Origin of the sequence: Butyrivibrio sp. DSM 10294 (assembly GCF_028539135.1) — a bacterium.
Taxonomy (GTDB): Bacteria; Bacillota; Clostridia; order Lachnospirales; family Lachnospiraceae; genus Butyrivibrio.
Genome location: NZ_JANSWL010000087.1, coordinates 249,153 through 273,840 on the forward strand (window position 1 = coordinate 249,153; position 24,688 = coordinate 273,840).

Sequence of the window (24,688 nt, forward strand, 5' to 3'; positions counted from 1 at the left end):
ACATTTAATCATTAAATATGGTTTGCTTCAGAAACTGAATGTCATTTTCGTATCCATGAAAGTCACAAACGGAATAATCTCTTGCAAGCATGTCATTAACAGCTTCCTCCAGACCACCGAGGTTTTCTAAAAAGAATAAATATCCCGAATCCTCAAAAGTCTTAAATGCTTCATACACTTTGAAATGGTTATTGCCTATAACAATACAAGGAGTCTTTGTAATAAGTGCAAATATCATTCCATGCAGCCTGTCCGTAACAACCAGTCTTGAGCGCCCCCACAATCTCCACTTACTCTCCAGAACAGCTTTTCTGTCAGATTTACGGATATTTCTGTTTGTGCAGGTGTCAGTAACAAATACATCATCCTTTTTTTCGCATATATCAATTATGAACTTCTTCTGCCCTGACGACAGTGTTCCTTCCTTATCGGAACGAAGACATGCCACTATGCCTTTTCTATTATCGGAAGCAAACTGCGTTGCATCAAAAAATGATACTGTATCATGAATAAGCTGAACATTTACATCAAAGTTATCCCGCATAAAATCATAGGATTTTTTGTCTCTGGCAAATAACGTTATGTCTTTGCAACGAGATATCATCTGCCTGTCTTTTACCAATGCTTTTTTTCCTTCTTCAGTATCAGCAAAAAAGCATGTCTGAGGCATTACAATGATCTTGTTCTTCTTAAATCCGGAATATACTTTTCCTCTGTAAACCTGCGCGAATTTATACAGATTGCCAAAATTACCGCCCCCTTGGCAAATAAAAACATCATCCGGGCCAAGGTGCTTCTTCAATGCGCTGATGGGCCTGTCTATATTCCACTGATCAGTTGCAAAAAACTGGTAGTCCTTGTGTTCCTTGCAAAAATCCTCCAAAATTTGTTCAGCCACATAAGCAATTGCATGATCACCAAGATTATCAAAGCAGGGCAGTTCAAAATACACAATTCGTTTTGAAGCTCCGTTAGAGAGTTCATACCCTTTATTTTCAAGAATAAAACTTATTCGTTTCCTTATCTTGCGCTTAACAGTAAATATTGAATTAATATACTTTTTCACAGAAGAATAAAACTTATAATATGTTTCATTTCGTAAATAGACAAATATAAGTTTCTTATCTTTTTCAGAAATATATGGATTACTGAGGAATTCCTCTTTATTCCGCTCTATATATTCCTGTGTTGCCTTCACATCTGCTAACGAGTCATCACTATATCCGCTTGTGATATTCGAAAAAAGATATGGAAGGAGCCTCGCCTGTGCCTTAAGATACAAGTCGTCATACCCTTTTTCCTTAAAATACGAACAACGCTCTATCTGACCCAAACATGAAGCATGACAGCCTTTATGCCACATTTGCTTTGATTTGTTAAAAGAGATACTGTCATCCCTTATAAGATAGTAATAAAGATAATATGGTATCTTGACTATTTTACTTGCTTTATCAAAAAGCAGATAGGTAGTCGCTATATCTTCATAATTTCTTCCATCCGGATATCTTACACCGTCAAACAGTTCCGATCGATATAGTTTGCCCCATGCATAACTCTTGATCTCATTATCTTCAACCAGTTTTAACAATGCATCCGCGCTGTTATAAACAATCTCTTCATCACAGATTATGTCAACTATAGACAGTTTATCTTTCTTCTCCTGATAATTGGAACAAACCGAAATATCGGCTCCTGTTCTGATTACTGCATCGTATAGTTTCTGCACATAATCCCTGTGAACATAGTCATCACTGTCAATACAGACAACCCATTTTCCTTGCATCACATCAAGAGCTGCATTTCTCGCACTTGATAACCCTCCGTTAGGCTTATGGATAACCCTGATTCTGTCATCCCTTTTGGCATATTCGTCGCAGATAACTCCGCACCTATCCGGTGATCCATCGTCAACAAGGAGTATCTCCAGATTCTTATAACTTTGGGTAAGCACAGATTCCATGCACTTGTCTATGTAGTTTTCAACCTTATAAACCGGTATTATAACCGTTATCAGATCCTGCATTATTTTCTTATGTATCCCTTAACCTTACGTATAATATTCTGCGCACCCTCAGTCTTGTAATAAACAGAAACAAAGATCATGGTGCATATTACTCCTACAATTGCGCCCTTAACAAAAAGGGTAAACCAGTTATCAACATAAAACTTCGATGAAACAAAATATACTGTTCCCACTACTGCCACTGACAGAAGTAAGTTTTTCAGCATATCCAGGAAGTACGATCTGGCACTTCTCTCAAAATATTCCCTGAATAAGAGCTTTGGCTCATACCAGAAATAGGTAGTAAGTCTTGCTATAGCTGATGCAAAGATAACTCCTGCAACACCTATTAGTTTGCCCAATACAACAGATAAAACTATATTCTCAATGGTGGCTACCAACATAATGTATTTAGTCTTCCTATACAGTCCCGATGCATCTCTGTAGCTCCACAGGGGCTGAAGAGCGCAGGCAAGGAATGTGTTCAGTGACACAGCAATTACCAGTAGCATCGGCAGTCTGTGGCTGTCGCCCAGCCATATTCTGACAAGGTCATCTGCCATAATACAGTAACAGGTGGTGATGATACCGCAGAAGATAAAGCTCATGGACTGTATACTCTGAAATACCTGATATCTCTTCTCCGACTTCTCACTGGCAATGACATTACCTATACTGGCAGTCATGGCAGAGAATATGATCTGTTCAATAAGAAGAAGCTTATGGCTCAGCATCAGATAGTTAGAATACAATCCAACCATAGCGGTACTGATAACCATCGAGATGATGATATTATCAGTCGCGGAAAAGACTGTTGTAGAAACCTTGTAGATAAACACAGATTTCATGTTGTCTACAATACTGTCCTTAAGCTGCTTGTCCACTCCTCGTTGTACCTTAAGGTTCCTGATATAGGGATACTCACTCTCGGCTTTTTTGGATGCGATGAGATTGTTGATAATCCCCATTCCGGTACCTATGGCAAGATACAATATATAATTCCTGAAAAAATAAAGTACAAGAATCTGAAGAACCACCTTAACAAAATTGGTAACCATTCGGATATTGGTAACTTTGTAATTCTTCTGATCCGCCGTAAGAAGCGTCGTCTTGTATACAAAAAGATAAGATGTGACAACTCCCGCAAGAGAAAAGAGATAATAAATCTCAAGATGATCAATGTCCTTCTCTGTATTAACAATGAATCGCAAAAATGGTATACAACATAGCCCCAACCCAAGAACCGCTAAGGCAATGGTATTGTATATCTTTTTGTAGAACGTCACCAGTGATCTGATCTTGTCCTCATCATGCTCCGCCAAAGGCTTGTAAAAGCTATATGCCATAGCTGTCGAAAATCCAAGATCCGCCATGGACAGAAGTGTCAGTACATCCCCGAAAATACCGTTAAGACCAAGATACTCATCACCCAAAGTCCTGATAAATACAGTTCTTGAAACAAAGCTAAGAAGCATGCTTGTAAACTGATATATAAAGCCCATACTCATATTCTGGACTGTACGTTTAGATCTGCTTGCGCTCATTTTACTCCCCAATGATCATTATTTTCTGAAATTCAGATTAAGGCGGTGATACATGTCCAGCATGCGATCAACTTCCTTTTTGTCTGCTCCCTCAAGCTCTTTTCTGTGATTTCTTGATTCCTTGCTGCAGGCAGCTGTTAAGGCTCTTACAATCCAGGCTCCCGGAAGAAGAAAGGGCATTTTCTTAAGGCAGGGATATTTCTCCTGCATGAACTTAAGAGAAGGGAAATAGTAGTGAAGCTTAATGCTCTGTCCCTCCTGTGATACCTCCTTGGCAAGCTGGCTCCATACACCATTCTCGTTCTTGCCGTAGATTCCGCTGTCAATCATGTACGCAAAAAGGCTCTCGAAGAACTCAGGGCACTCCTTATTATCCATCCAGATATAGGCAAGCTCCCTCATATGCTCTTCGAAGTCCTTAATTCCAAGCTTTTCAAGCTCACCAACAAGATAAGCATTGTCCATCTTATCTCCAAGCTTATTTCTGTATACATATATATCCAGAAGATTTCTTACACCGCATCCTGTCTCGAAGAAGTGCTTGGACATATGAGAGATCATGTAGATATAGAAATCCTCAGGGCTAAACTCATAAGTATACTCAGTGCCTTCCTTAAGCTTAGCCTTAAAATTGTCCTTGAAATACACATGCTGCTTGTGATCTGCATTTTCATCAAACAGGCACCAGTGAACCTCCACATAAACCTTACTAGGATCAGTAAAGATCATATGATGCTTGATAAGGCCATGATTTGTGTAGCCCAGTTTTTCCATTACAGCAGCTGCCTTATCAAGACTCTCATCATAGACAACCAGGTCTATATCACTCATCTCTCTCATCTCAGGAGACGGATAGAGGCTCTTAGTAACAGCTCCCTTAAGAAGTTGATGCCGAATGCCTTCCTTCTCAAATTCTGCGGTTATCCTATTTGCAGACATCATCTGTGTAAAGGTCTTAAAGGTACTTAGCTTAAGATAATCCTTTGCCCTCTGAGCAGTCTCTTCATCAAGCTCAAGTTTAAGCAGCGAACTTGCTATCGGATATTGCATCTGTCCGGTTACTGCTATATCAAGAAGCTGCTTTGCTGTCAGCTCCTTAGGTATATCCAAGGGTTTTCTTTTTTCAAAGCATGCCCTTATTAATTCACTTGTATATGTTCGTATGATTGAATAATTACTGTCCATCATTGGTTTCCACACCTTGTTGCTCTGTACTTACCTGCTCGCCCACATTTTGAGCAGCATCCCCTGTCATAGAGTCTGTATCTGTGTTATCTGCGTCTTCTCCGGAATCCTCCAAAGTCTCTTCGCCTTCCTCTTCCGATTCTTCCTGCTCTTCGTCATCAGCATCATCGGTTGCCCCAAGCAGCTCCATTTCTCTGATATACTCCAGGTCCCCGCCCTTTTCGGCAAGTTCCTTGGCATAGAAGGTTATATAATCAGGTCTATTTTCAAAATAGCTCTTGATTGAATCGATATCTTCTTTGTACTGAGAATCTTTGTAGCTTCCAGTAAACCTCATATAGGTTTCCACGGCAGGTTTCCTCATAAGCTCAGATACTTCATCCAAAACTGTATTGACATTCTCTGTTGAGAATCTCTCAGTCGCCATACTGTTCATGGTGTCTTCAAGCTGTTTGCAGAATTCCTTGTTCATGAGAAGTGACTGAAACAGCTTGTCCATTCTGAGAGGCCCATGCATAAGTGTATCAATGGATGCCGTTCTGTTACTGGCATTTCCCATAGAATTGCCTATTGGATAATTCATTATCCATCTCCAGCGACCGTCATTGTAGCCGGTTCCTCCGGAATCAACAGTTCTCCACATAGTACCTTTAGTAGTTCCGGGGCCGGTATATCCTATATAGACACGTGCACAGACATATTCTATATAATTGTCCATATCCATCATCGTTTTTGCTTTGTTGTAATTCTCATCAACGCTCATGTCATTTTCAGTGATAAATCTGAACATCTCCAGGAAGTTGGCCTGATATGCTGCCTTCTGTCTTACTATAACATCGCCTTTTACATCATAATTTCTGACGAAATAATTGGCATTAAGTGGAGCCTTCATAAGGTATACTCCCCAAAACTCGCCGTCAATGAACAAATAGCAAGGTGACATATCCAGAGTTCCAACCTTTGAATCCTTAAGAATCCTGCTAACAAAAAGGTCCTTTGCTTTTAATGTCTGGTCATCTATATAAGTCTGTAGGATCAGCGATCCATCTTTTCCTATATAGTCCATAATCGAGGAACCGGCAAATTCGGAAGGGTCTCCCACATTCAGTTCTAACCCCTTCTGCCTTGACCCAATTTCAACATCAGAATAAATCTTAACGGTTCCATTCTTTACCAGAGTCTTATCCTTAGTTGTCTCATAGAATGCCACCTGCCCGTTCCTTTCCCATCCATTTAAATAATTTGCATAGGAGTTTGGACTATCCTCACCGCTGATGATTGCATCTTCTCTGGCTCTTCCCGGAACGTAAATTCCGTTGAAATAATCAAACAGATCCTCGGGGTTGGCTGTCAATGATATTACCGGAATATCTGCATAAGCGGAATCATTTGCAAATCCAATAAAATACTCCTGAATCGCAGATCCGGTAACCTTACCTGAACCATCTACAGTTATGGCTCTTACAATCATTCCTGCATCAACGGTATAAGGATTATAACCTGTCTTATTAAGATATCCAAAACCAAGTCTGGAATATACGTATTTTCTTCCGCTCTTGTTGCTGATAGTAAAAGCACCTGTATATTCTGTTGACTCTGTAGTCGGCTCGGTTCCATCGGTTGTGTAATAAATCTTCTCTCCGCTTTTTGCTGAAAGCGAAAGAGAAAATGCACTGTCATAGAAACCTCCGGGAGTAGAAAAACCAATTCCTTCAACATAAGAGTATTCTTCTTCTGTGAGTTCTTCTACATTATCAGTACCCTTGGTGGCTTCCATATATCCGATATTGTAATTCACATTATTGGTAACACCATAGCTTGATGAACCGGAGAGCTTTGGAATGATCATTGAATCAAGAAGCTTCCCCTCCTTGTCTGTGAGGCTCATAACATTATAATCCGAGGCGCCAGGATTCTTACCAATATTAAACACAAGATATCCCGTTGCAGCTATAGTGGTTTCATCTGCGATAACAGCCGCCTTTTTGCCGGAAATATACATCATCGCACCGGAAATATCAGCAATATCTGAGCCCTCATTATATAGCTCAATCCAGCCGTCGGCATTTACTTCGCTTATCCTTACTGAATCAATGGCAGCTTTTTCGGACACAACAGTCAGATTGTCCTTTTTACTGTCGTTAATAAGCCTTTCCGATATCTGTTTGTCATGGGTTCTGGTTGTATACACTATAAATATCAAAAGAATCAGTGACAAAACACTAAGGCATATGATAACCCAATCCTTCATTGTAGCTTTTTTCTTTGCCTCAGGATTCATTTGCTCAGCCTCTTGCCTAGACTTCTTGATATCTCTGGCAATCTGTCTGGCCTCAAGTTTTGCTTCCTTCTCGGCCTTTTTCGCTGCTTTTTTTTCTTCTTTGAGTTCCTTGGCACTCTTAGCGGTTGCGGTCTTAACCGTAGCTTCCTTCTTTGGTTCTCCCTTCTTTGGCTCTTCCTTCCTGGATTCTTCTACCTTGGATTCTTCTACCTTGGGTTCTTCTACCTTGGATTCTTCTACCTTGAGTTCTTCTACCTTGGATTCTTCTACCTTGGATTCTTCTACCTTGAGTTCTTCTACCTTGAGTTCTTCTGCCTTGGATTCTTCTACCTTGGGTTCTTCTACCTTGGATTCTTCTACCTTGGGTTCTTCTACCTTGAGTTCTTCTACCTTAGTCTCTGCAACCGGAGTTTGAACCTTATTCGCCTGTTCCTGATTTCTCTGTGCTTTTGCTACGTATTTTTTCTTATTCTTACTCATTTCTCTCTATCCCGTCTTATTATGCCCAGTATCGCCATAACAATGGAAGCTATTACCGCTCCGATCATCGTACCGGAAACATTAGTCACTAAATCGGTTATCTCAAATATTCCTCTTTTGGTCACAAGCTGAAAGAATTCAATTGTAAAGCTTGTAAGAAATCCGGTGATGGTAACCATCAAAAAAGCTTTGATCTGTTTATCACCGGGTCTTTTAAGTCTCAGCAAAAATCCCCAGGGCACAAAAAGAATCACATTCAGGATACTGTATACCGCCTGCTTCACCATATACCATCCGCCCCTTATAGACCCCAGGTTCAAATGAATGGATATATTTCCGGATCTTGATCCGCCCTCTCGTCTAAACAGAGTTATCATCAGAATCACACCGGCATAGCAGATAGTACAAAAAGTCAGTATCATTTGACCCTTAGTCGCTTTCTGTCCCGTTTTCATAAGGACTGCCTTGGCGATCACAAGGCACAACAGTGCCACCAAGATCAAAAGGATGATATCGCTGAAATAGATTCCACGAATCTGCTCGGATATTAAATTAACCATCATGCTATAATAATCGTTTACACTCATTTTTACAGCTCAGGAAGCTTTTCCCCTCTCTGTTGTGCAATCAGACACCCGTAAAAAGGAATACCCTGATTTAACTTCTTGTATCTGTTCTTCCTTACCATAATCTGGACCTTGTCAAAGATCCACTGATTTCCGGAGAGCAATGACTTGATCCTGCCCTTCAGGGTCTTGGATCTATCTACCTTGATCTGCCATTCACCTGCACACAGATGCACTGCGTAGTGATTGCCAAGGAGCTTGCCAATCTCAAAAAACTCCTTAGGGTAGATAACAAAATCTCCCATATCCTGATACTTGTTTCCAAGTTTGAATTCCGGATAATGCTTCAGAATGTAGTAGGTATGATAATAATTGCTGGTGGCATATCCCCTGACTAAGAGTTCTCCGTTTTCGCCTTCTGTGAAAACCTTTCCCCCTCTTGCCTTTTCCCTGGATACGATCACGGATCTGTCATACATATCAAGAAGCCCCTTAATATAAGAATTCCCCTTTTCACTTCCGATAATGGCAGTTCCCACTGAACAATCAAAAATGAAATTCAAAAAAGCAGTATGCTTAAGCAGCGGATCGAAGCTTTTATTTATCTTTACATCCGTATCCAGATATATACCGCCGTATTCATACACAGCCTTGAGTCTGTAATAATCTCCGATAAAACCAAGCTGCCTGTCTGCATAAGTCTTTCTGACAAAATCATTTTCATCGAAGCTGCAGTTGGATTCATCCCATCTCATAACGGTGTATCCCTCAAGCTTCTCCCAGGAATCAAGACATTTCTGAAGATCCGGCGGAAGTGGTTTTCCTCCGAACCAGCAGTAATGAATTATCTTGGGAATCCTGTCCCCAGCTTCAGGCTTTATTGTTTTTAATTCTTCCGGATCAGATGTTTTCTTTAATAACGACATTGTAGAAGTTCCCCTTTTTTTCAAGCAGCTCCTTGTCAAATCTGGTGCTTAGCTTGTGAATCCCCGTTGTCTTTTTTAACATTTCCCATTTATTTGCATCATAGTCATCGTATATATAGGTCGCCAGAACATGAGCCTGAGCCTGGCTGACAATAGGCATTGCCTTGAAGTCTTCCTGATAAAAATCGTTGACTATGCTCTCCATAATGTGATACAAAAAGTAGTTCTCTGCATAATCATGATCCTTCCAATAAGCAAACAGAAGCTCCTGGAGAAGGCAAAGCATATTGTTGTTGGTGGTACTGTGAATAAACCAGTTGTTAAGCTCCATGATCTCAGGGTTAAAACCAAAGTAGTAATAACTGATCATGAAAAGCTGCGTCTTATCGATATCTTCAAATAGACTTCCATCAGTCATAAAAACCGTTGAATCAAGCCAATAACCGCCATATTTTATGAGAAGCTCATTTCTTACAAGATCTGAAAAATGTGCATCTCCGATCTTACCTTCCTGTCTTTTTCTTTTGATAAAATCTGGTAGATCAATATAGTCATAGACATTCTGCTCATCCAAGACCACAAACTTCTTATCGGGAAGGCATTTCTTCTGACTCTCATAGCACTTCTTTACGATTTCAGGAGCCTGATCTATACCCTGAAGCCACATGGACCAGATAACATCAGAGTTACTATGCTTTTCCCTATCCTCCCATGGACGAACAGCGGTGCATCGTTCCAGATATCTTTTCTTGTATCTTCTGTAAAAGATCATTCTGTGCTTTTGCCCAGCCATCACACTGTACAGGAAGGACGTCTTCTCGTCGTTGTAGCGAAACTTTTCCATAGCCTTGTCATAGATGGTACCAAGAAGCATTCTCTCTTTTATTCTGTTCTTCAGCTTACTTGATTCTGGCAAAATAGAATTTCTCCTTTTTAACGTACTTGCTCTTCTTTTTTTCTTTTGGCACATATGGTGACTTATCTGCACAAATATATATTGCAAAAAGCACATATAAATACTTTAGCGTTTGAAGCGAGTCAACAACCTTGATATTAAGAAGATACATTGAAGCACCGACAAAACACATTCGAATTATACCCGATCTGGTCTTAATAATGTCTTTCGCCATTGATGCTGTAAGGCTAAAAGCGTAAAGCATAAATGAATACATTCCGGGATAAGCATAGCGGACAAATTCAGCTATATAGAAATTATCAATGGATTCTACTTTCCTTCCATTAACCAGTGACCTAAAACCTCTCTTTCTTCCCAGTCCCAAAATTGGATTAACCCAATCAACATGGAATATTTCTTCCAAAAGATCTCTATATGCTTTACTCTGACGTAGCTGCGTTACATCAGCACCATAAGCTGCAGAATATGTTGTATCAAAAACAGAGTCATATACACTTGTCAGCTGTAACATAATATAGTTTCCGAATGAAGTCTTAAAAGCTGCTGCCAAAATAAACCCAAACATTACCAGACCTGTCGCAAGATAAATACAATTAGCTTTGAAATACTTCAAATCTGACAATACAAACATAAGAGCAATTTCAGCAAAAGCCACACCAAGAGTTGATCTTGATCCGGTCTGAAAAACATTGACCATAAGAAGTATTAAAAGAACCGGTCTTCTGAACACATTGAATTCCTTCGTTTTTACATCATATGCTGAAACCGGCAACATTGTCACAAGCATAAGACCATAGCCAAGTGAGTGGTTGGCGGAGCTCATAATTCTATAATGGCCACCTCTTATAAACCTTCCGGTATAAATACCATCAATAGTCGTAAGGTACGAAAACGGAGAAGTTCCCATGGCTATCTCCAGCATTCCAAGAAATGTCAAGGTATATACTAAAGTCAAAATCAGCTCTGTAAATTCCTCCACCCCAAAAGTATGTTTGATAAGATAAATGAGAATATACATCTCCAAAAACTCGATAAATGGATTCAGGAAAGCATTAAGATCCGCTCGAAGGACCATGGTATAGCCAATAACAATAATATACGGAATAAGTACAAGCCCTATTTTCTCCGTAAAAAGAATATTCTTAAAATCCTGAGTTCGCTGGTAATCTGCAATCACCATCGCAAGAACCAGAATGATCATAATTCTTACAGCTGTAAGGTCAAATATCGGATTCGGAAGACCAAAGTACTGAGGAAGCACATATAATGCAAAAACATAGCCTACCGCAATTTTTTTAAAGGCATTTAGTTCCTTGTCGTTTCTTAAATATTTACTTTTTTCTCCCGGAACAAAAACCGCAGTATTTTCCATAGTTTATAATCTCTTTGCCTCAGGCTCTGAGAGCCATCATCAGTTCCACCGGAATGGAACGCCTTTTATGATAACAGTCCGTATATGCAAAAAGCTTGAAGAAATTCATAAGCTTCCTGCTCTCTATAAGGTCAATTCTCTTCTGGGTAGCTCTGATATGCTTATCCAAAAGTCTGATCTTACCAATATCTGTGCCATGCATAAGGCAGTACTGTCTTGTCTGCTCATGGCTCTTTTTAAGGTCCTTAAGATACTTAAGTCTCTTATCGTTCTGATGTTCCTTGTGAAGAGTAACATTGGAGGAATGAAGGCGCCTCTTTAAAGTAACCTTGTGGTAAAAATAAAGGCTCTCTCTTGCAAGAGCAAGCTTCCATACGAACTCATCATGGGCCCATCCTTCATACCAAAAGCTGTCTACTTCATCGAGAAAGCTTCTTCTCATAGCCATGGTACAGCCCTGACAGCCTATGAAGATATTGGCGGAGTTAAACTCCATCTTTTGAAGAGACTCATCGTTTCTGAAGGTCGCCAGCTCCCACTTCTGAGGATCCGGTGCATCCTCAGAGCACTTGAAGGGCTCGAATTCGGAGCCAATAAGTTCTGCTGCCGGATTATCTCTAAGGACACCTACCATCTTCTCAACTCTGTCAGAAACCCAGATATCATCCTGATCACAAAATAGAATGTAATCGCCTGTGGTCTTCCTGAGAGCATTAACAAAGTTGGAGGCGTATCCCAGATTCTTCTCATTTACAGAAAAGAAAAACCTATCCTGAAGGTCATGCTTCTCAATAAAATTCCTTACCACCTCAGCTGTTCTGTCAGAAGATCTGTCATCGCAGATGATAACTTCATCCACAGGCAGAGTCTGATCAAGAATTGACTCAAGCTGCTCTTCTATGAACTTTTCACCGTTATAGGCAGCCATCGCCACCGAGATCTTTCCGCTCATCCAACCATTACCCTGGCAAGTACTTTGCCGTAGATAGGACAGGTTACCCTATTCACTGTCTTTATGTACATGCCGATTTTTCCCTTGAAATACTTGTTTTTCCTATAATCCGGAAAATGCTTGATCACAAAACCAAAGGTCTTGTTGTATAGCTCTCTTCGCATAAAATCCGAATCCACACGGCCTATTCTGCTGATATTGCTGCAAAAAGCCGTCTTAACACAAAAATATTCGAGCTCATCCTTGTACTTTCCATAAATACCGTTTCTTTGGAAGAACTCGATTATGTCATCAAAGACGTTGAATATGTCTCCGACTCTCCTCCCCAAATTACCTGTCATGGTTGAGTTACCCCTGACACAGTAATACACCAGTTTCTCATCCACATAGGCATGTTTCCTGACAAAGGGAAGGGTCTTGATATAAAAGGCCGTATCCTCGTAGATCATTCCTTCCGGGAAGGTTATATTATTCTCTATAAGAATCTCTCTCCTATACAACTTGTTCCAGGGAGAAACCTGGGGATTGAGAAACAGCTCCTTAACATTCTCATGAGCACAGATAGTTCCTCGTGTTCCTATTTCCTTATAAAGAGGAAGTCCATCCGGACCTGTCTCACCAAGTTCCAACATGCTGTGATAATGACATTCACAGAGGTCTGCGTTCTCTTTAACAGCCCTGTCATATAACTTCTTAAAAAGCTCGGGATCCACATAGTCATCGGAATCGGCAAAGCCTATATAATCTCCTGTTGCCTTGGATATACCAAGGTTTCTTGCAGTGGCCTGTCCACCGTTGGTCTTGTTATAGACCTTGATAAGATCGGGGTAACGCTGCCTGTATTCCTCAATTATCTGAGGCGATAAATCCGTGGAGCCGTCATTGACAATGATAAGTTCCATCTTACTCTTGTCCAAAGTCTGGGACAGCAGCGCATCCATGCATCTTCTTAAATACTTTTCCGTGTTATACACGGGAATTACTACGCTTACCATACTCCCCACCGTTTATGTATTCCTTGTGATTGTAGTCCTCTGACATAACGGAAATGCCGTTGTAAATAAATCCGCAGATGTTGGCATCAACCGCTTCAAGTCTTCTGATTATCAGCTCTTCTCTCTCAAACCTTGTTACTGCTTCCCTGATAACAACAACAAAGGCGGTGGCTACATTTACAACCTCCACGCCATCGGCTACTACACCGATTGAAGGAGTATCGATAATTATATAATCATAATCCTCTTTTTTATCTGAGATCAGTTCCTTCCACTTCTCACTGATAAGAAGGTCTGTAGGGTTTGGCGGAAATGCGCCTGTCGAAATGAAATCAAGGTTCTCAGCGATGTTTTCATGAATAACCACTTCTGAACAGATACCGGCAAGATATTCACTAAGTCCCTGTCCTGCTTCCATTCCAAACTCTTCGGCGATATTGCCGTTACGAAGGTCAGCATCCACCAGCAGTGTCTTCTTGCCCATAAGAGCAAAGCTCCTGGCAACGTTAATGGAATTGGTGGTCTTACCCTCATCGTAGTCAGCACCTGTTATTGCAAATACAGGGCATCTCTCTCCTTTACCAAGAAAAAGAAGATTAGTCCTGATATCGTTATAGGCCTCTCTCAATATGAACTCGCTATTCTCATCAAGAAGGACATTGGGCTCACCATTTTCCTTTTTGTCCCTGATAAGAGGAACCATACCAAGGATTGGAATATTGAACATATCCTCAACCTCATAGGTCCTTCTGTCGGTGGTGTTCATAAGTCCCTTGTAGATGAAGAAAAGGGCTGAAAGGACTCCGCCGGCCGCAACGCCTAATGCAATCATCATAGATATACTGGTTGATTTGTATGGAGTTGTGGGAAGCACTGCTTCATCAAGAATCTCAATACCTCCGGACTTAACTATACTTACGATCTTCTCCGGTGCCAGTGCTCCAATAGTGTTGGCTATGGTCATTGCCATATATGGATCAGGATCTCGAACAGTAACCTTGAATACGGCAGTTCCCCCTACTGCCTGAGTTGAAATGTAACTTCTGAGCCTTGGAACTGAATAATACATAGGATTAAGTTCTGCTTCCTCAATAACGGATTTCAGGAATCCATCACTTTTAAGAATCTGTGAATAACTGTTAAGCAATGCGCTTGCCTGATTGATCTCACCTGTAGAAAGGTTGATTCCGTTGTCGTTGATATAATCCGGATTTGAATAAACATAGAACGAAATTGTTGCTGCATAGAGATCGCTCCTCGTAATAAAGGCAACCCCTCCTGCCAGTGCTCCGAATATTATTCCGATGAGGATCATGTACTTGAGCTTAGTTTTTATAATCCAGATAAGTTTTTCTAAATGAAAGTTGTTTATAATTGTCTTTAACACTTCTGTTCCCCTTATTATGTATTAGATAAAATCAAGTTCCTTAAGTTTCCCCAAAAACTCCTCTACAGATGCCTCGCACTCTTCTCTGGAAACATCATATTCAGAAAGAAGCTTATCAACTATCTCTCCAAAGGTAATTTCCTCCTGGATGAGATCCCAGATGTCGTTACCGCTTCCCTTGATCATAAAGTACTTGCCGGATTCAAAGTCTATCATTACTTTTTCCCCGGAAAGATCTGTCACATTCAAATTCTTTTTAAGCTTAATCTTTTCACTTACGTTCACCTTCATTACCTCCATAATGCGCCTTAGTATGCGCCCTTTCTTTTAATTAAAACCCCAACTGTCTTAAACAGTATTTTCAAGTCTGACCATATCGTCCAGTTATCGATATACTTAAGATCCAGCTCTACGACTTCATCGAAGCTCTTGATGTCATTCCTTCCGCTTATCTGCCACAGGCCGGTGATGCCGGGCTTGATGCTGATCCTTCGCCACTGGCTTCGCTTGTATCCGGAAACCTCCTCGGTTGTAGGCGGCCTTGTTCCTACAAGGCTCATCTCGCCTCGAATTACGTTAAACAGCTGCGGAAGCTCATCAATACTGGTTTTCCTGATGAATTTCCCGACCCTGGTGATTCTCGGGTCGTCCTTTATCTTAAACATGAGTCCCTCCATTTCATTTTGGGATTCCAGCTCATGTTTCAGACTCTCTGCATCCTCGCACATGGATCTGAATTTGAATATCTCAAACATTCTTCCGTTCTGACCGACTCTCTTTTGCTTGAATATCACAGGTCCCGGAGAATCGAGTTTAATAGCCAGGCAGGTTATCAGCATTAGCGGCAGAAGCACTATGGCCGCTGTTATGCTTACCACCAGGTCCATACCTCTTTTCAGTACCTGCTCATAGCTGTTAAGTGCGATGGTGTGATAAGTTATAAGCGGATACGTTCCAACGGAACTGACATAACTGTCGGACCTGTTCATCCTTCTGGAATAGGCAACATCCATAACAACCTTGACTGTAACTCCCATCTCCAGGCAGATATCAATGTATTCCTGAATCCGTTCTATATTGTCATCACTGTGGATTATGAAGAACACCTGATCAATCTCATAATTCTTAATGATATCCTCAAGACCTGCCAAGGTACCCAGAACGTTGAATATCCTGTTTGCCGGCATGTCACCTTCAAGGATATAGCCGATTTCTTCCACCTTCACACTGGTTTTGTTCAAAAAGTAGTTGAATTTCTCATATTCATCGAAATTTCCAACAAAAGCTGCTCTAGGTGCCCTGTAAGTCGTGAAAGTCATCTGCAGAAATCTGCTGATAACCATGTTGACGCAGATAGCCACATAGGACAGCACCAAAAACATTATGTGGAATTCTCTTATACTCTGATGAGGATTATAGACATACATAATAGAAGTGGTCACAGCAGCTGCAAGTAACCAAGACTTGGATAAGATACGCCAGAACCTGTCCATGTAAAAAAACAATGTGACATTGTATATTCTGGCTTCCTTATTGGATAAAATATAGATAAATCCAAAAATGACAATTAATGCAAAGCATTTTGGATATGTTTCTCTTAGTATTATTCCATCGAATATTACACGTTCTATAAAAAACACGATGAGCAGAACAAAGGCATCTACCATCATCTGTATTATGTTTGTATTAGCTCCTCTGTTGCTCCTGTTCATTACTCAAATCCCATCCCACAAAACTTACGGCTCAATCGAAAATATCGATGAACCTCATGATTGTCTCCTCAATATTGCCCCCCTTTAGCTCATACGGCTTAAAGTCATAGCTTCTTGCTTTCTCGATATATTCCCCTAGTTTCGAGACATCCTTACAACAAAGGACCAGCCCCTTAGACGAAAAAGCATCTGCAATCTGGCTCTGATGATCATCCACATGTTCCCCAAATTCACTGGCTCTCGGAACAACAACCACGGGCTTCCCCAAGCTTATTCCGCTTATGATCGTTCCTACGCCTGCATGTGTTACCAGAACGCTGCACTCTGCTATTTTTTTATTATACGTTTCTGCATCCATGAAGTCCTTGTAACTGCAGTTCCTCGGTGTGTAATTAGAACTCCCGGTCTGCACAAAGAACTCCTCGCTATACCCCGACGCCATTTCATCAACAGCCTTGATAAGTCTGTTCATTTGAAATTTCTGCGTTCCCAGCGTGACGAAAATCACGAAAATTCCTCCCATCTTAGGCCGTAATCCCACATTACGGCTTGTTTGTCAGATTAGAATATTCCACCGCCCAGCATGGATTTGGGATACTGCTCCAGCATATCCTCCCACTGCACCATGAAAAGATCTGACATATTATAGACAAGCTTGCCGGTCATGGAAGGTTCTGTTACCCTCGCAAAGGACTCGACATAAACCACTTTTATCCCCAGAAGCTTACCTACCACGCAGAAAGGATAAGCTATAAGTGCGCCTGTCGTTATTATAAAATCGGGTTTTTCCTTAAGAAGAATAATGAGCGTTCTAAAGAACAGCCAAATGAATTTAGGCATGAACGTGATCTGTCTTCGATTCATCTGTGGCAGGTAATATCTCTTATCTGAGCAGAAATTCTTGATCTCGAAATCACTTTTTTCAGTGACAAGAAACGAGTCATATTTTCCCTCAATCCCCTTGAGCCTTGAGATTTCCTCAAGATGACCGCCTGAAGATGCGACAAATGCGACCTTTTTATTCTTCCCCATAAACTTTTCCCCTTTTCCCCAACTTTTGCGAAATGTTAACACATAATAATTTACACTCTTGCTAATCATAAAATCTATCATATTTGTTAGAAATTTTGAAGAGGAGTGAAAAAGTTTTTAAATTCGATAAATTGTTTGCATTTTCTATGCAAATTCGACCATTTTCTTGATTGTTACGACAATAGTAAAATGCAGCCAGAACCCGCATGGCTACTGGCTGCATTATTAAGATAATCTTAAAGTTTTTTGATCCTGTTAAGAGCTTCCACGCTACTTTCATAACTTCCGAATGCGGTGAGTCTGAAGTAGTGTTCTCCGCTGGGGCCAAAGCCCGATCCCGGAGTACCTACAACCCCTGCATTTTCAAGAAGATAATCAAAGAATTCCCAGCTTGTCATATTGTCTTTGGTTTTAAGCCAAACGTAGGGTGAATTAACACCGCCGTAAACAGTATACCCCGCTTCTTTAAGACCCTCCAGGATATATGATGCGTTTTTCATATATCCGACAACCATTTCCTTTATCTGAGCCTGACCTTCACTGCTGTAGCAGGCTTCTCCTGCTCTCTGCACAATATAGGGAGCTCCATTATATTTGGTTCCGTGGCGTCTTGCCCAGAGACTGTGCATTTCCACTTCACTGCCCTGATACTTAACCTTGAGATCGTGAGGAATTATTGTGGCAGCCAGACGCAGTCCTGTAAAGCCGGCATTCTTGGAGAAGGACCTAAGTTCTATAGCACAGGTTCTGGCACCTTCACACTCAAAGATTGAGTGAGGAACATTATCTTCCGAAATATATGCTTCGTAAGCTGCATCAAATATGATGACGGACCCGTTTTTGTTGGCGTAGTCAACCCAATCCTGAAGTCTGTCCTTGGTGATGGCAGTACCTGTAGGGTTATTTGGGAAACACAGATAGATTATGTCAGGAACTTCCTTGGGAAGCTCCGGTGAGAAATTGTTCTCAGCTGTGCTTGGCATGTATATTACGTTGCTCCAGATGCCGGTCTCCTTGTCGTAGTCACCGCATCTTCCCGACATAACGTTGGAATCCACATACACGGGATAAACCGGGTCGCATACCGCAATCTTGGAATCCCTTGAAAAGATTTCCTGGATGTTGCCGGAATCGGATTTGGCACCGTCCGAGATGAATATCTCATCATCAGCTATATCACAGCCTCTTTTTCTGAAATCATTCTCTGCCATGGCATGTCTTAGGAACTCATAGCCAAGGTCCGGGGCATATCCTCTGAAGGTAGCGGGATCAGCCTGCTCATCCACTGCCTTGTGAAGAGCCTTGATTACTGCTGGCGGAAGGGGCTGTGTCACATCGCCTATTCCAAGTCTTATGATGTTCTTCTCGGGGTTGGCCTGCTGAAAGGCATTGACCTTCTTGGCTATGGTGCTAAAGAGATAGCTTCCGGGAAGTTTCAAATAATCTTCATTTGGTTTGAACATTTTCTTCTCCTTCTTGTGGTAACTAATAACAAAAAAGGCGAACGTCAAAAAGCTCTTTCCGCATCATGCAGCCGGAAAAAGTCCTTTGACGTTCACCCCATTGTGAACGACAGTTAAAAAGATTTTACATCAAGTTTGTATAAATGTATACATCATTGGATAAAATTTCAGAAACACGCATTTACTGCGGGTTTTGTGAGAATATGATACGAATATCCTATTTTTGCATGGGTTCTTGAGTCTTTATTCAAGTAGCTATAGTTTTTATTCTGAATATGTTATGATAGTTCAAAATTAAATTGTTTGATGCATATACGGAGGGAAAAGCATGAAGATCAACTTTACCAAGATGCAGGGCTGTGGCAATGATTATGTTTATATAGACGGTGGTAGTGAGAAAATTTCTCAGGATCAAAAATCCGAGTTGGCAATTAGAGTATCCGACAGGCACTTCGGTATCGGCTCCGACGGACTTATTTTCATAAATCCCGTGGAAGATCCTGATGTTGATTTTGAAATGGAGATGTATAACGCAGACGGTTCCCGCTCTGAGATGTGCGGTAACGGCATCAGATGCGTAGCGAAATTCGTATACGACAAAGGTCTTACAGATAAGAAAAAGCTTACCATAGTAAGTGCCGGCAAAAATAAATACATCGATCTTACAGTTGATGAAAACAACCTGGTATCCTCAGTAAAGGTTGATATGGGTGCTCCGATCCTGGAAGCTGCGGAAGTTCCCGTGGCAGTCCCGGATTCCTGTATAACAGCCTCGGAAGCTTATGGTAATCACGTAATAGATGCTCCAATTGAAGTTGCAGGAATAACCTGGAACATGACATGTGTGTCAATGGGTAATCCCCACGCAGTTGTCTTCCTACCCGAAGATATGGATCTGGAGACCTTTGACCTTGAGCATTTCGGTCCCCTGTTTGAAAACCATGAGTATTTCCCAAGACGTATAAATACCGAGTTCGTTAAGATTGATGACAGAAACAATGTCCATATGAGAGTCTGGGAGCGTGGAACCGGCGAGACCCTAGCCTGCGGAACAGGGTGCTGCGCTACGGTAACTGCCTGTATTTTAAACGGCCTTACAGACAAAAAAGTCACCGTCCATGTACTCGGAGGAGACATTACATGCAGCTGGAATGGAGAAAAAGATTCTCCGGTTATAATGGAAGGCCCGGCTACTACAGTATTTGAAGGTATTATTGAAATATACTAAACATTATGCGACGGTTGCTATTTAATGGGGCGATTTTTATACCAGTGGGGACGGTTCTCTTTGGTATATTTTGTACATATCTTCACATGCACAAAATATACCAAAGAGAACCGTCCCCACTGGTATAAAAATCGCCCCAAGGACTCACGACTGTCCTAACTATCTCACTTCCCCTGCTCTCTGGCAACAATATATATTCTCTCACTCTCTTCATCCGGCTCCTTGTGGCTATCAGCATCAATAGCCGTCACAAACTCAAGTCCTGCTGCCGCAACGAAGCCCTTCATCTCTTCCAGAGTATATCCCCTCTGGTAATGCGTCTCAGTAAATTTCCTGAAGATCTCTTCATCCTTGGATAACTTCACAAATATAGTCAGGTCATACTCGTTGACATGCTCTTCCTCATGGTAGTAGTTCTCCCAAATGAAGCTGCAATCCTCTCTGTTCTCTGCAATAGTAGCATCGCCTATAACATCCCTGTACTTGTGAAGGGTATTAAAGTCAAAGATAAACACTCCCTTAGGGAAAAGGAAATTGTTCACCAGCTTGAAGGTCTCGATAAGCTCCTCATCCTCCAGCACATAGTTCACACTGTCGCAGACACTGACAATTGTTCCGGCGGTGCAGTACAGATCCAGCTCTCTCATGTCCTGCTCCAGGTACATTATGTTAAGTCCCTGCTCCATGGCCTTGTTTCTAGCAATATTGAGCATATCAGAAGAGATGTCAGTTCCGATTATGTCATATCCTTTTTTAGCAAGAATCTCTGTAAAACTGCCGGTACCACAGCCCAGCTCCACTATGAGATTACGTTCCTCATTAAGAGCCGCCTCCGTATCCTCTGCCTCGATGCCATCACCATTTGCTCCGGGCTTTTCGCCCTCTGCATAGGGCTTTGACACGCCGTATTTCTCAATTAATCCCGCAACAAAATCACCCCATACATCGTATGGGGTTTCATCCATGAAAGTATCATATACACTTGCAAAATCGCTGTATGCTTCCATTCCTACCTCTTTTTGAAAACTTAACCAAATAATCCTGCAATAAGCATTACCAGTTTGGTACCTGTTCCCATTATAATACCGGCAAGGATAACACCGCAAACAACAGCTCTTACACTCTTTTTAAAATCCATATCAAGGATTGATGCAGCCAGGGTTCCGGTCCAGGCTCCTGTTCCGGGAAGTGGTATTCCTACAAACAAAAACAGTGCCCAGTAGAGGCCTTTTCCTGCCTTCTCCTTAAGCTTTTCTCCGCCATTGTGCCCCTTTTCAAGACAGAAGGTAAAAAACTTACCGATAACAGGCTTATCCTTGCCCCACTCAAGAACCTTTCTTGCAAAGAAAAAGATAAAGGGCATAGGAAGCATATTTCCTATGATGGCAATGATATAGCTCTGAAGCAGCGGAAGGTTATGAGCCACCGCATAGGGTACCGCTCCACGAAGCTCAACAAGCGGAACCATGGAAATAAAAAATACTATAAGATATTCCTTTAACATTAAACAATCTCCTTCAAAACGCTGATAAGCGTATCCATCTCCTCATCGGTTCCGATGGAAATTCTAAGATACTCACTTATTCTTTCAGGCTTATTAAAACGACGCACTATTATATCATGTGCACGAAGATAATCAAATATCTCTTTGCCGGCCATCTTGGGGTGACGGGCAAAAATGAAGTTGGTCGCAGAATCTCCAAATTCAAAGCCCAGTTCCTTAAGCTGAATCTTGACTCTCTCCCTTGTGGCCACAACCTTGGCAGTTGTCTCCTCGAAATACTCCTTGTCCTTCATCGCTGCTGCTCCAAGAGTAAGAGACGGCATGTTCATGGTATAGGAGTTAAAAGAAAACTTTGCATCAGACAGATATTTTATCAGCTTCTCACAGCCAAAGGCATAGCCTATACGAAGTCCCGCCAGAGACCTTGACTTGGAATAAGTTCTTACAACAAGAAGATTGTCGTACTTATCTATAAGAGGAAGCGCCGTCTCTGCTCCGAAATCAACATACGCCTCGTCAACGATCACCACCACATCGGGATTACTCTTAATAATGTCCTCAATCGCCTCAAGACCAAGCGTAACACCTGTGGGCGCATTGGGATTGGCTATAACGACACCGCCGTTTTCCGCATGATAATCCGCAGGATCAATAGTAAAGTCCTCATTCAAAGGAATCTGCTTGTACGGAATTCGATACAGATCAGCCCAAACATCATAAAATGAATAAGTTATATCCGGGAACAAAATCGTTTTATCCGAATTAAAGAAAGTAAGAAAGGCCATGGAAAGAACATCGTCAGAACCAACTCCGACGAATACATTCTCTTTTTTCACACCATAAAAAGAAGCAATGGAATCCACCAAAATGCTGCAGGTAGGATCCGGATATTTCCTGTAATCATCAAGCTCCGTCTCCTCATAGGCCTTGTAAACCGAAGGTGCCGGCGGATAAGGATTCTCATTGGTATTCAGCTTAATGATATTCTTAATCTTAGGCTGCTCACCGGGTGTATAAGGTACAACTTTCCTGACATTCTCTTCCCAGCTCATTTTTCTCTCCTTAGAATATAATCAACGTTTCCAAGCAAAATCTCCTTAATTATATAAATCTAATGCCATAAAATCAAGCATACTATTGTAGCTCACTACTGCACATCTCAAGGCTTAATTTACACACAGCTCAGGGTTCCCCTATACCCCGCTTCTCCCCGAAAGTCTGTGCCGGCTTCCGCATCAGAACGATAGAAATATGAGCCTCTGAGAGAGCGCATAGATTCATGAGTTCTCTTCAAAGGTCCCGAAGGATCTGTTCATGGCTCAATGTCTGACGCCCGGCCAAGACTTTTCCGGGGAACCATAATAATTTATCCCGGGCGGAGTTTTGAGCCATAGATCAAGAGGGACCTTTGGAGAGGACCATGAATCTAAGCGAACGAGGGGCGAATATTTCTATCGTTCTGATGTGGAAAACGGCACAGACTTCGGGGAGTTCAAACCTCCCCACCACCCTGAGCGTCCTCCCTCCATAAAAAAATCCGGCGTCTCCGCCGGATTTTTTTCATTCATATATTCAGAAGTATGGTTGTGATGTCATCCTGTAACTGATGCAAGTACGGGAACTCGAATAAATGCGATCGTGCCATGCTTTGTCATATTTACAACAACATGGTCCTTACGGATCTCAGCTGTTGGAAGCTGAACCCAGTTCTTGCCCTGAATCTGATAAACTGCGATATTGTCGCCGGCTTGTACGCCGCTGCAATAGAAATTAACCTTCGCATTGGAGAAGCTTGCTCCCGGTGAACTTGTTGTCACACAGTTAATGAGGCTTCCTCCAAGAGAAGCAGCAAGAGAATTGGCCTGGGTTAACAGCCCCGGATTGGCGCCGGCAATCTTGAAGGTCACATTGCTTCTTCCGCCGTTGATCTCAACATGTCCGCCCTGGGCTATAACATTCCCGCCATAGTTTACGGCATTATTCTTTGTATAAACATCAGGCTGCTGATAAGCTCCGCCGCCACCGCCGCTGCTCTTTGCAGCGGGCTTGCCGGACTGCTGGCTTGCCTTAATGGTATTCTGGAGGCTCTTGATCTGCTTGGTAAGTCTCGCGATCTCTTCCTCCATCTTCTTTATATCCTCTGCCGTTACACTCTTTGATCCTTCCTGCTGATCAGAGCCGGCCGCATAAGTACATAGTGTTGTCGAAGCGAACATCACACAAGCAATCAGTAACGCAAGAATTCTCTTCATTTCTTTTGCCTCCATACTTTTTCATTCTATCTCAGCTATCTATGTTCCATGGTCAAAAGCTCTTACGGCCTTTCTTTTGACCCCATGTCCCTGCTCACTCGGGATCCGAATAATCAACGACTCTGTCCACCGTGCCGTTCATATCCGCCGCAAGACATCCGATAACGACTGTCTGCTTCCCTGTTCCCACCTCATCAATGGTGGATAAAGTAATGATGAAATTCTCCGGCTCAAGGCCTTCTTCCCAGCCCTGCCTTATATTCTTGCCCATGCTCCTGCCGGAATAGATCTCATCGATAAACTCCCGGCATCCCGAAGCATAGGAAAAATCATATTCCTCAATAAGCCTCGTGTTTCGTCTTTGGAACGCTGCCATAACCACATACACCAGCACCGTATCCTCGGTGTAAATATATATATACTGATGATCCTCAAAAAAAGTCCTGTCCAAAAACTGATTCAGATCAGAAAACATGGTCCCGTCCGAAAGTGTCTTGCCGTGAAGAACCTCATTAAAATCGCACATATCCTTTCGGTTGGCGGCCTCTATGTATATCGCTCCGGCAGGGTCCTCGCCCTTAAGAGCATTATGTGTTTTATAAAAAGAATCATCCCCGTCACTGTTTTGCAGAACAGGATAATCTATCCCTGTCCCCGGCACATATATCCAGCCGAAGATATCACCGTTTTCTTCTGTCAGCTTTGGGAAACTCACATAGGAATCCGCAGCAGACTCAGTGAGAACCGCATTCTCAGCCTCATTTGCATCTGCCTTTTGCAAAAATCCTATTCCCCCACATCCCGATAAAAGCGCTGCCACCAGCACAGTTACAAGAATATATCTGACAGTTATCCTATCTATGTATTTATATCGGCACTTAATCTCCATTT

22 protein-coding genes are annotated in these 24,688 nt (G+C 41.8%); 1 reads left to right on the plus strand and 21 read right to left on the minus strand.

What is annotated here, in order from left to right:
• Positions 1-4: 4 nt before the first annotated feature.
• The 16 genes from NXH67_RS14990 to NXH67_RS15065 all read right to left on the minus strand — a co-directional run bounded on the left by NXH67_RS14990 (position 5) and on the right by NXH67_RS15065 (position 18,813).
• Positions 5-2,023, minus strand: a complete 2,019-nt coding sequence (locus NXH67_RS14990; RefSeq protein ID WP_272797905.1) for a glycosyltransferase — start codon at positions 2,021-2,023, stop codon at positions 5-7.
• On the minus strand, positions 2,023-3,546 hold the full coding sequence (locus tag NXH67_RS14995; RefSeq protein ID WP_272797906.1) for a hypothetical protein: 1,524 nt from the start codon (positions 3,544-3,546) through the stop codon (positions 2,023-2,025). Before NXH67_RS14995 ends, NXH67_RS14990 begins: the two co-directional genes overlap by 1 nt.
• Before the next feature lie 18 nt (positions 3,547-3,564).
• Positions 3,565-4,656: a nucleotidyltransferase domain-containing protein gene (locus NXH67_RS15000; protein ID WP_272797907.1), complete on the minus strand. Its 1,092-nt coding sequence runs from the start codon at positions 4,654-4,656 to the stop codon at positions 3,565-3,567.
• A gap of 64 nt (positions 4,657-4,720) precedes the next feature.
• The gene (locus tag NXH67_RS15005; protein ID WP_272797908.1) at positions 4,721-7,492 is read right to left on the minus strand and encodes a CotH kinase family protein; all 2,772 of its coding nucleotides are present in this window, start codon (positions 7,490-7,492) and stop codon (positions 4,721-4,723) included.
• Entirely contained in the window at positions 7,489-8,079 is a 591-nt protein-coding gene (locus NXH67_RS15010) for a VanZ family protein (protein WP_272797909.1), read from the minus strand. The genes NXH67_RS15005 and NXH67_RS15010 overlap by 4 nt, the downstream gene beginning before the upstream one ends.
• A gap of 2 nt (positions 8,080-8,081) precedes the next feature.
• The gene (locus tag NXH67_RS15015; RefSeq protein WP_272797910.1) at positions 8,082-8,984 is read right to left on the minus strand and encodes a glycosyltransferase family 32 protein; all 903 of its coding nucleotides are present in this window, start codon (positions 8,982-8,984) and stop codon (positions 8,082-8,084) included.
• Positions 8,959-9,900, minus strand: coding sequence for a capsular polysaccharide synthesis protein (locus tag NXH67_RS15020; protein ID WP_272797911.1), 942 nt, complete (start codon positions 9,898-9,900; stop codon positions 8,959-8,961). The genes NXH67_RS15015 and NXH67_RS15020 overlap by 26 nt, the downstream gene beginning before the upstream one ends.
• On the minus strand, positions 9,884-11,272 hold the full coding sequence (locus NXH67_RS15025) for a hypothetical protein (protein WP_272797912.1): 1,389 nt from the start codon (positions 11,270-11,272) through the stop codon (positions 9,884-9,886). Before NXH67_RS15025 ends, NXH67_RS15020 begins: the two co-directional genes overlap by 17 nt.
• A gap of 19 nt (positions 11,273-11,291) precedes the next feature.
• The gene (locus NXH67_RS15030) at positions 11,292-12,224 is read right to left on the minus strand and encodes a glycosyltransferase (protein WP_272797913.1); all 933 of its coding nucleotides are present in this window, start codon (positions 12,222-12,224) and stop codon (positions 11,292-11,294) included.
• Positions 12,221-13,219, minus strand: coding sequence for a glycosyltransferase (locus NXH67_RS15035; RefSeq protein ID WP_272797914.1), 999 nt, complete (start codon positions 13,217-13,219; stop codon positions 12,221-12,223). The genes NXH67_RS15030 and NXH67_RS15035 overlap by 4 nt, the downstream gene beginning before the upstream one ends.
• Positions 13,191-14,606 carry a polysaccharide biosynthesis tyrosine autokinase gene (locus NXH67_RS15040; protein WP_272797915.1) on the minus strand — a complete coding sequence of 472 codons (1,416 nt, stop codon included), beginning with the start codon at positions 14,604-14,606 and terminating at the stop codon, positions 13,191-13,193. The genes NXH67_RS15035 and NXH67_RS15040 overlap by 29 nt, the downstream gene beginning before the upstream one ends.
• A 21-nt stretch (positions 14,607-14,627) precedes the next feature.
• Positions 14,628-14,906 (minus strand): PqqD family peptide modification chaperone, encoded by a 279-nt coding sequence (locus NXH67_RS15045; protein ID WP_272797916.1) that lies wholly within the window; start codon positions 14,904-14,906, stop codon positions 14,628-14,630.
• A gap of 8 nt (positions 14,907-14,914) precedes the next feature.
• Positions 14,915-16,318, minus strand: a complete 1,404-nt coding sequence (locus NXH67_RS15050; protein ID WP_272797917.1) for a sugar transferase — start codon at positions 16,316-16,318, stop codon at positions 14,915-14,917.
• Positions 16,319-16,349: 31 nt separating this feature from the next.
• Positions 16,350-16,826 (minus strand): PssE/Cps14G family polysaccharide biosynthesis glycosyltransferase, encoded by a 477-nt coding sequence (pssE, locus tag NXH67_RS15055; protein ID WP_272797918.1) that lies wholly within the window; start codon positions 16,824-16,826, stop codon positions 16,350-16,352.
• 53 nt (positions 16,827-16,879) lie between these two features.
• Positions 16,880-17,350: a PssD/Cps14F family polysaccharide biosynthesis glycosyltransferase gene (pssD, locus tag NXH67_RS15060; RefSeq protein WP_272797919.1), complete on the minus strand. Its 471-nt coding sequence runs from the start codon at positions 17,348-17,350 to the stop codon at positions 16,880-16,882.
• Between the two features lie 236 nt (positions 17,351-17,586).
• Positions 17,587-18,813 (minus strand): LL-diaminopimelate aminotransferase, encoded by a 1,227-nt coding sequence (locus tag NXH67_RS15065; RefSeq protein WP_272797920.1) that lies wholly within the window; start codon positions 18,811-18,813, stop codon positions 17,587-17,589.
• A 334-nt stretch (positions 18,814-19,147) separates the two neighbouring features.
• Here NXH67_RS15065 and dapF point away from each other — a divergent pair, with 334 nt between their 5' ends.
• Entirely contained in the window at positions 19,148-20,041 is an 894-nt protein-coding gene (gene dapF / locus NXH67_RS15070) for a diaminopimelate epimerase (protein ID WP_272798051.1), read from the plus strand.
• A gap of 164 nt (positions 20,042-20,205) precedes the next feature.
• Here dapF and NXH67_RS15075 read toward each other — a convergent pair whose 3' ends face one another.
• From NXH67_RS15075 to NXH67_RS15095, 5 genes are all read right to left on the minus strand, one after another.
• Positions 20,206-21,048, minus strand: a complete 843-nt coding sequence (locus NXH67_RS15075; RefSeq protein ID WP_272797921.1) for a class I SAM-dependent DNA methyltransferase — start codon at positions 21,046-21,048, stop codon at positions 20,206-20,208.
• A 20-nt stretch (positions 21,049-21,068) separates the two neighbouring features.
• The gene (locus NXH67_RS15080) at positions 21,069-21,545 is read right to left on the minus strand and encodes a COG2426 family protein (protein ID WP_272797922.1); all 477 of its coding nucleotides are present in this window, start codon (positions 21,543-21,545) and stop codon (positions 21,069-21,071) included.
• Positions 21,545-22,597 carry a histidinol-phosphate transaminase gene (hisC, locus tag NXH67_RS15085; protein WP_272797923.1) on the minus strand — a complete coding sequence of 351 codons (1,053 nt, stop codon included), beginning with the start codon at positions 22,595-22,597 and terminating at the stop codon, positions 21,545-21,547. The genes NXH67_RS15080 and hisC overlap by 1 nt, the downstream gene beginning before the upstream one ends.
• 540 nt (positions 22,598-23,137) lie before the next feature.
• Positions 23,138-23,797, minus strand: coding sequence for a hypothetical protein (locus tag NXH67_RS15090; protein ID WP_022779652.1), 660 nt, complete (start codon positions 23,795-23,797; stop codon positions 23,138-23,140).
• A 94-nt stretch (positions 23,798-23,891) separates the two neighbouring features.
• Positions 23,892-24,686: a class B sortase gene (locus tag NXH67_RS15095; RefSeq protein WP_272797924.1), complete on the minus strand. Its 795-nt coding sequence runs from the start codon at positions 24,684-24,686 to the stop codon at positions 23,892-23,894.
• Between the last annotated feature and the right edge of the window lie 2 nt (positions 24,687-24,688).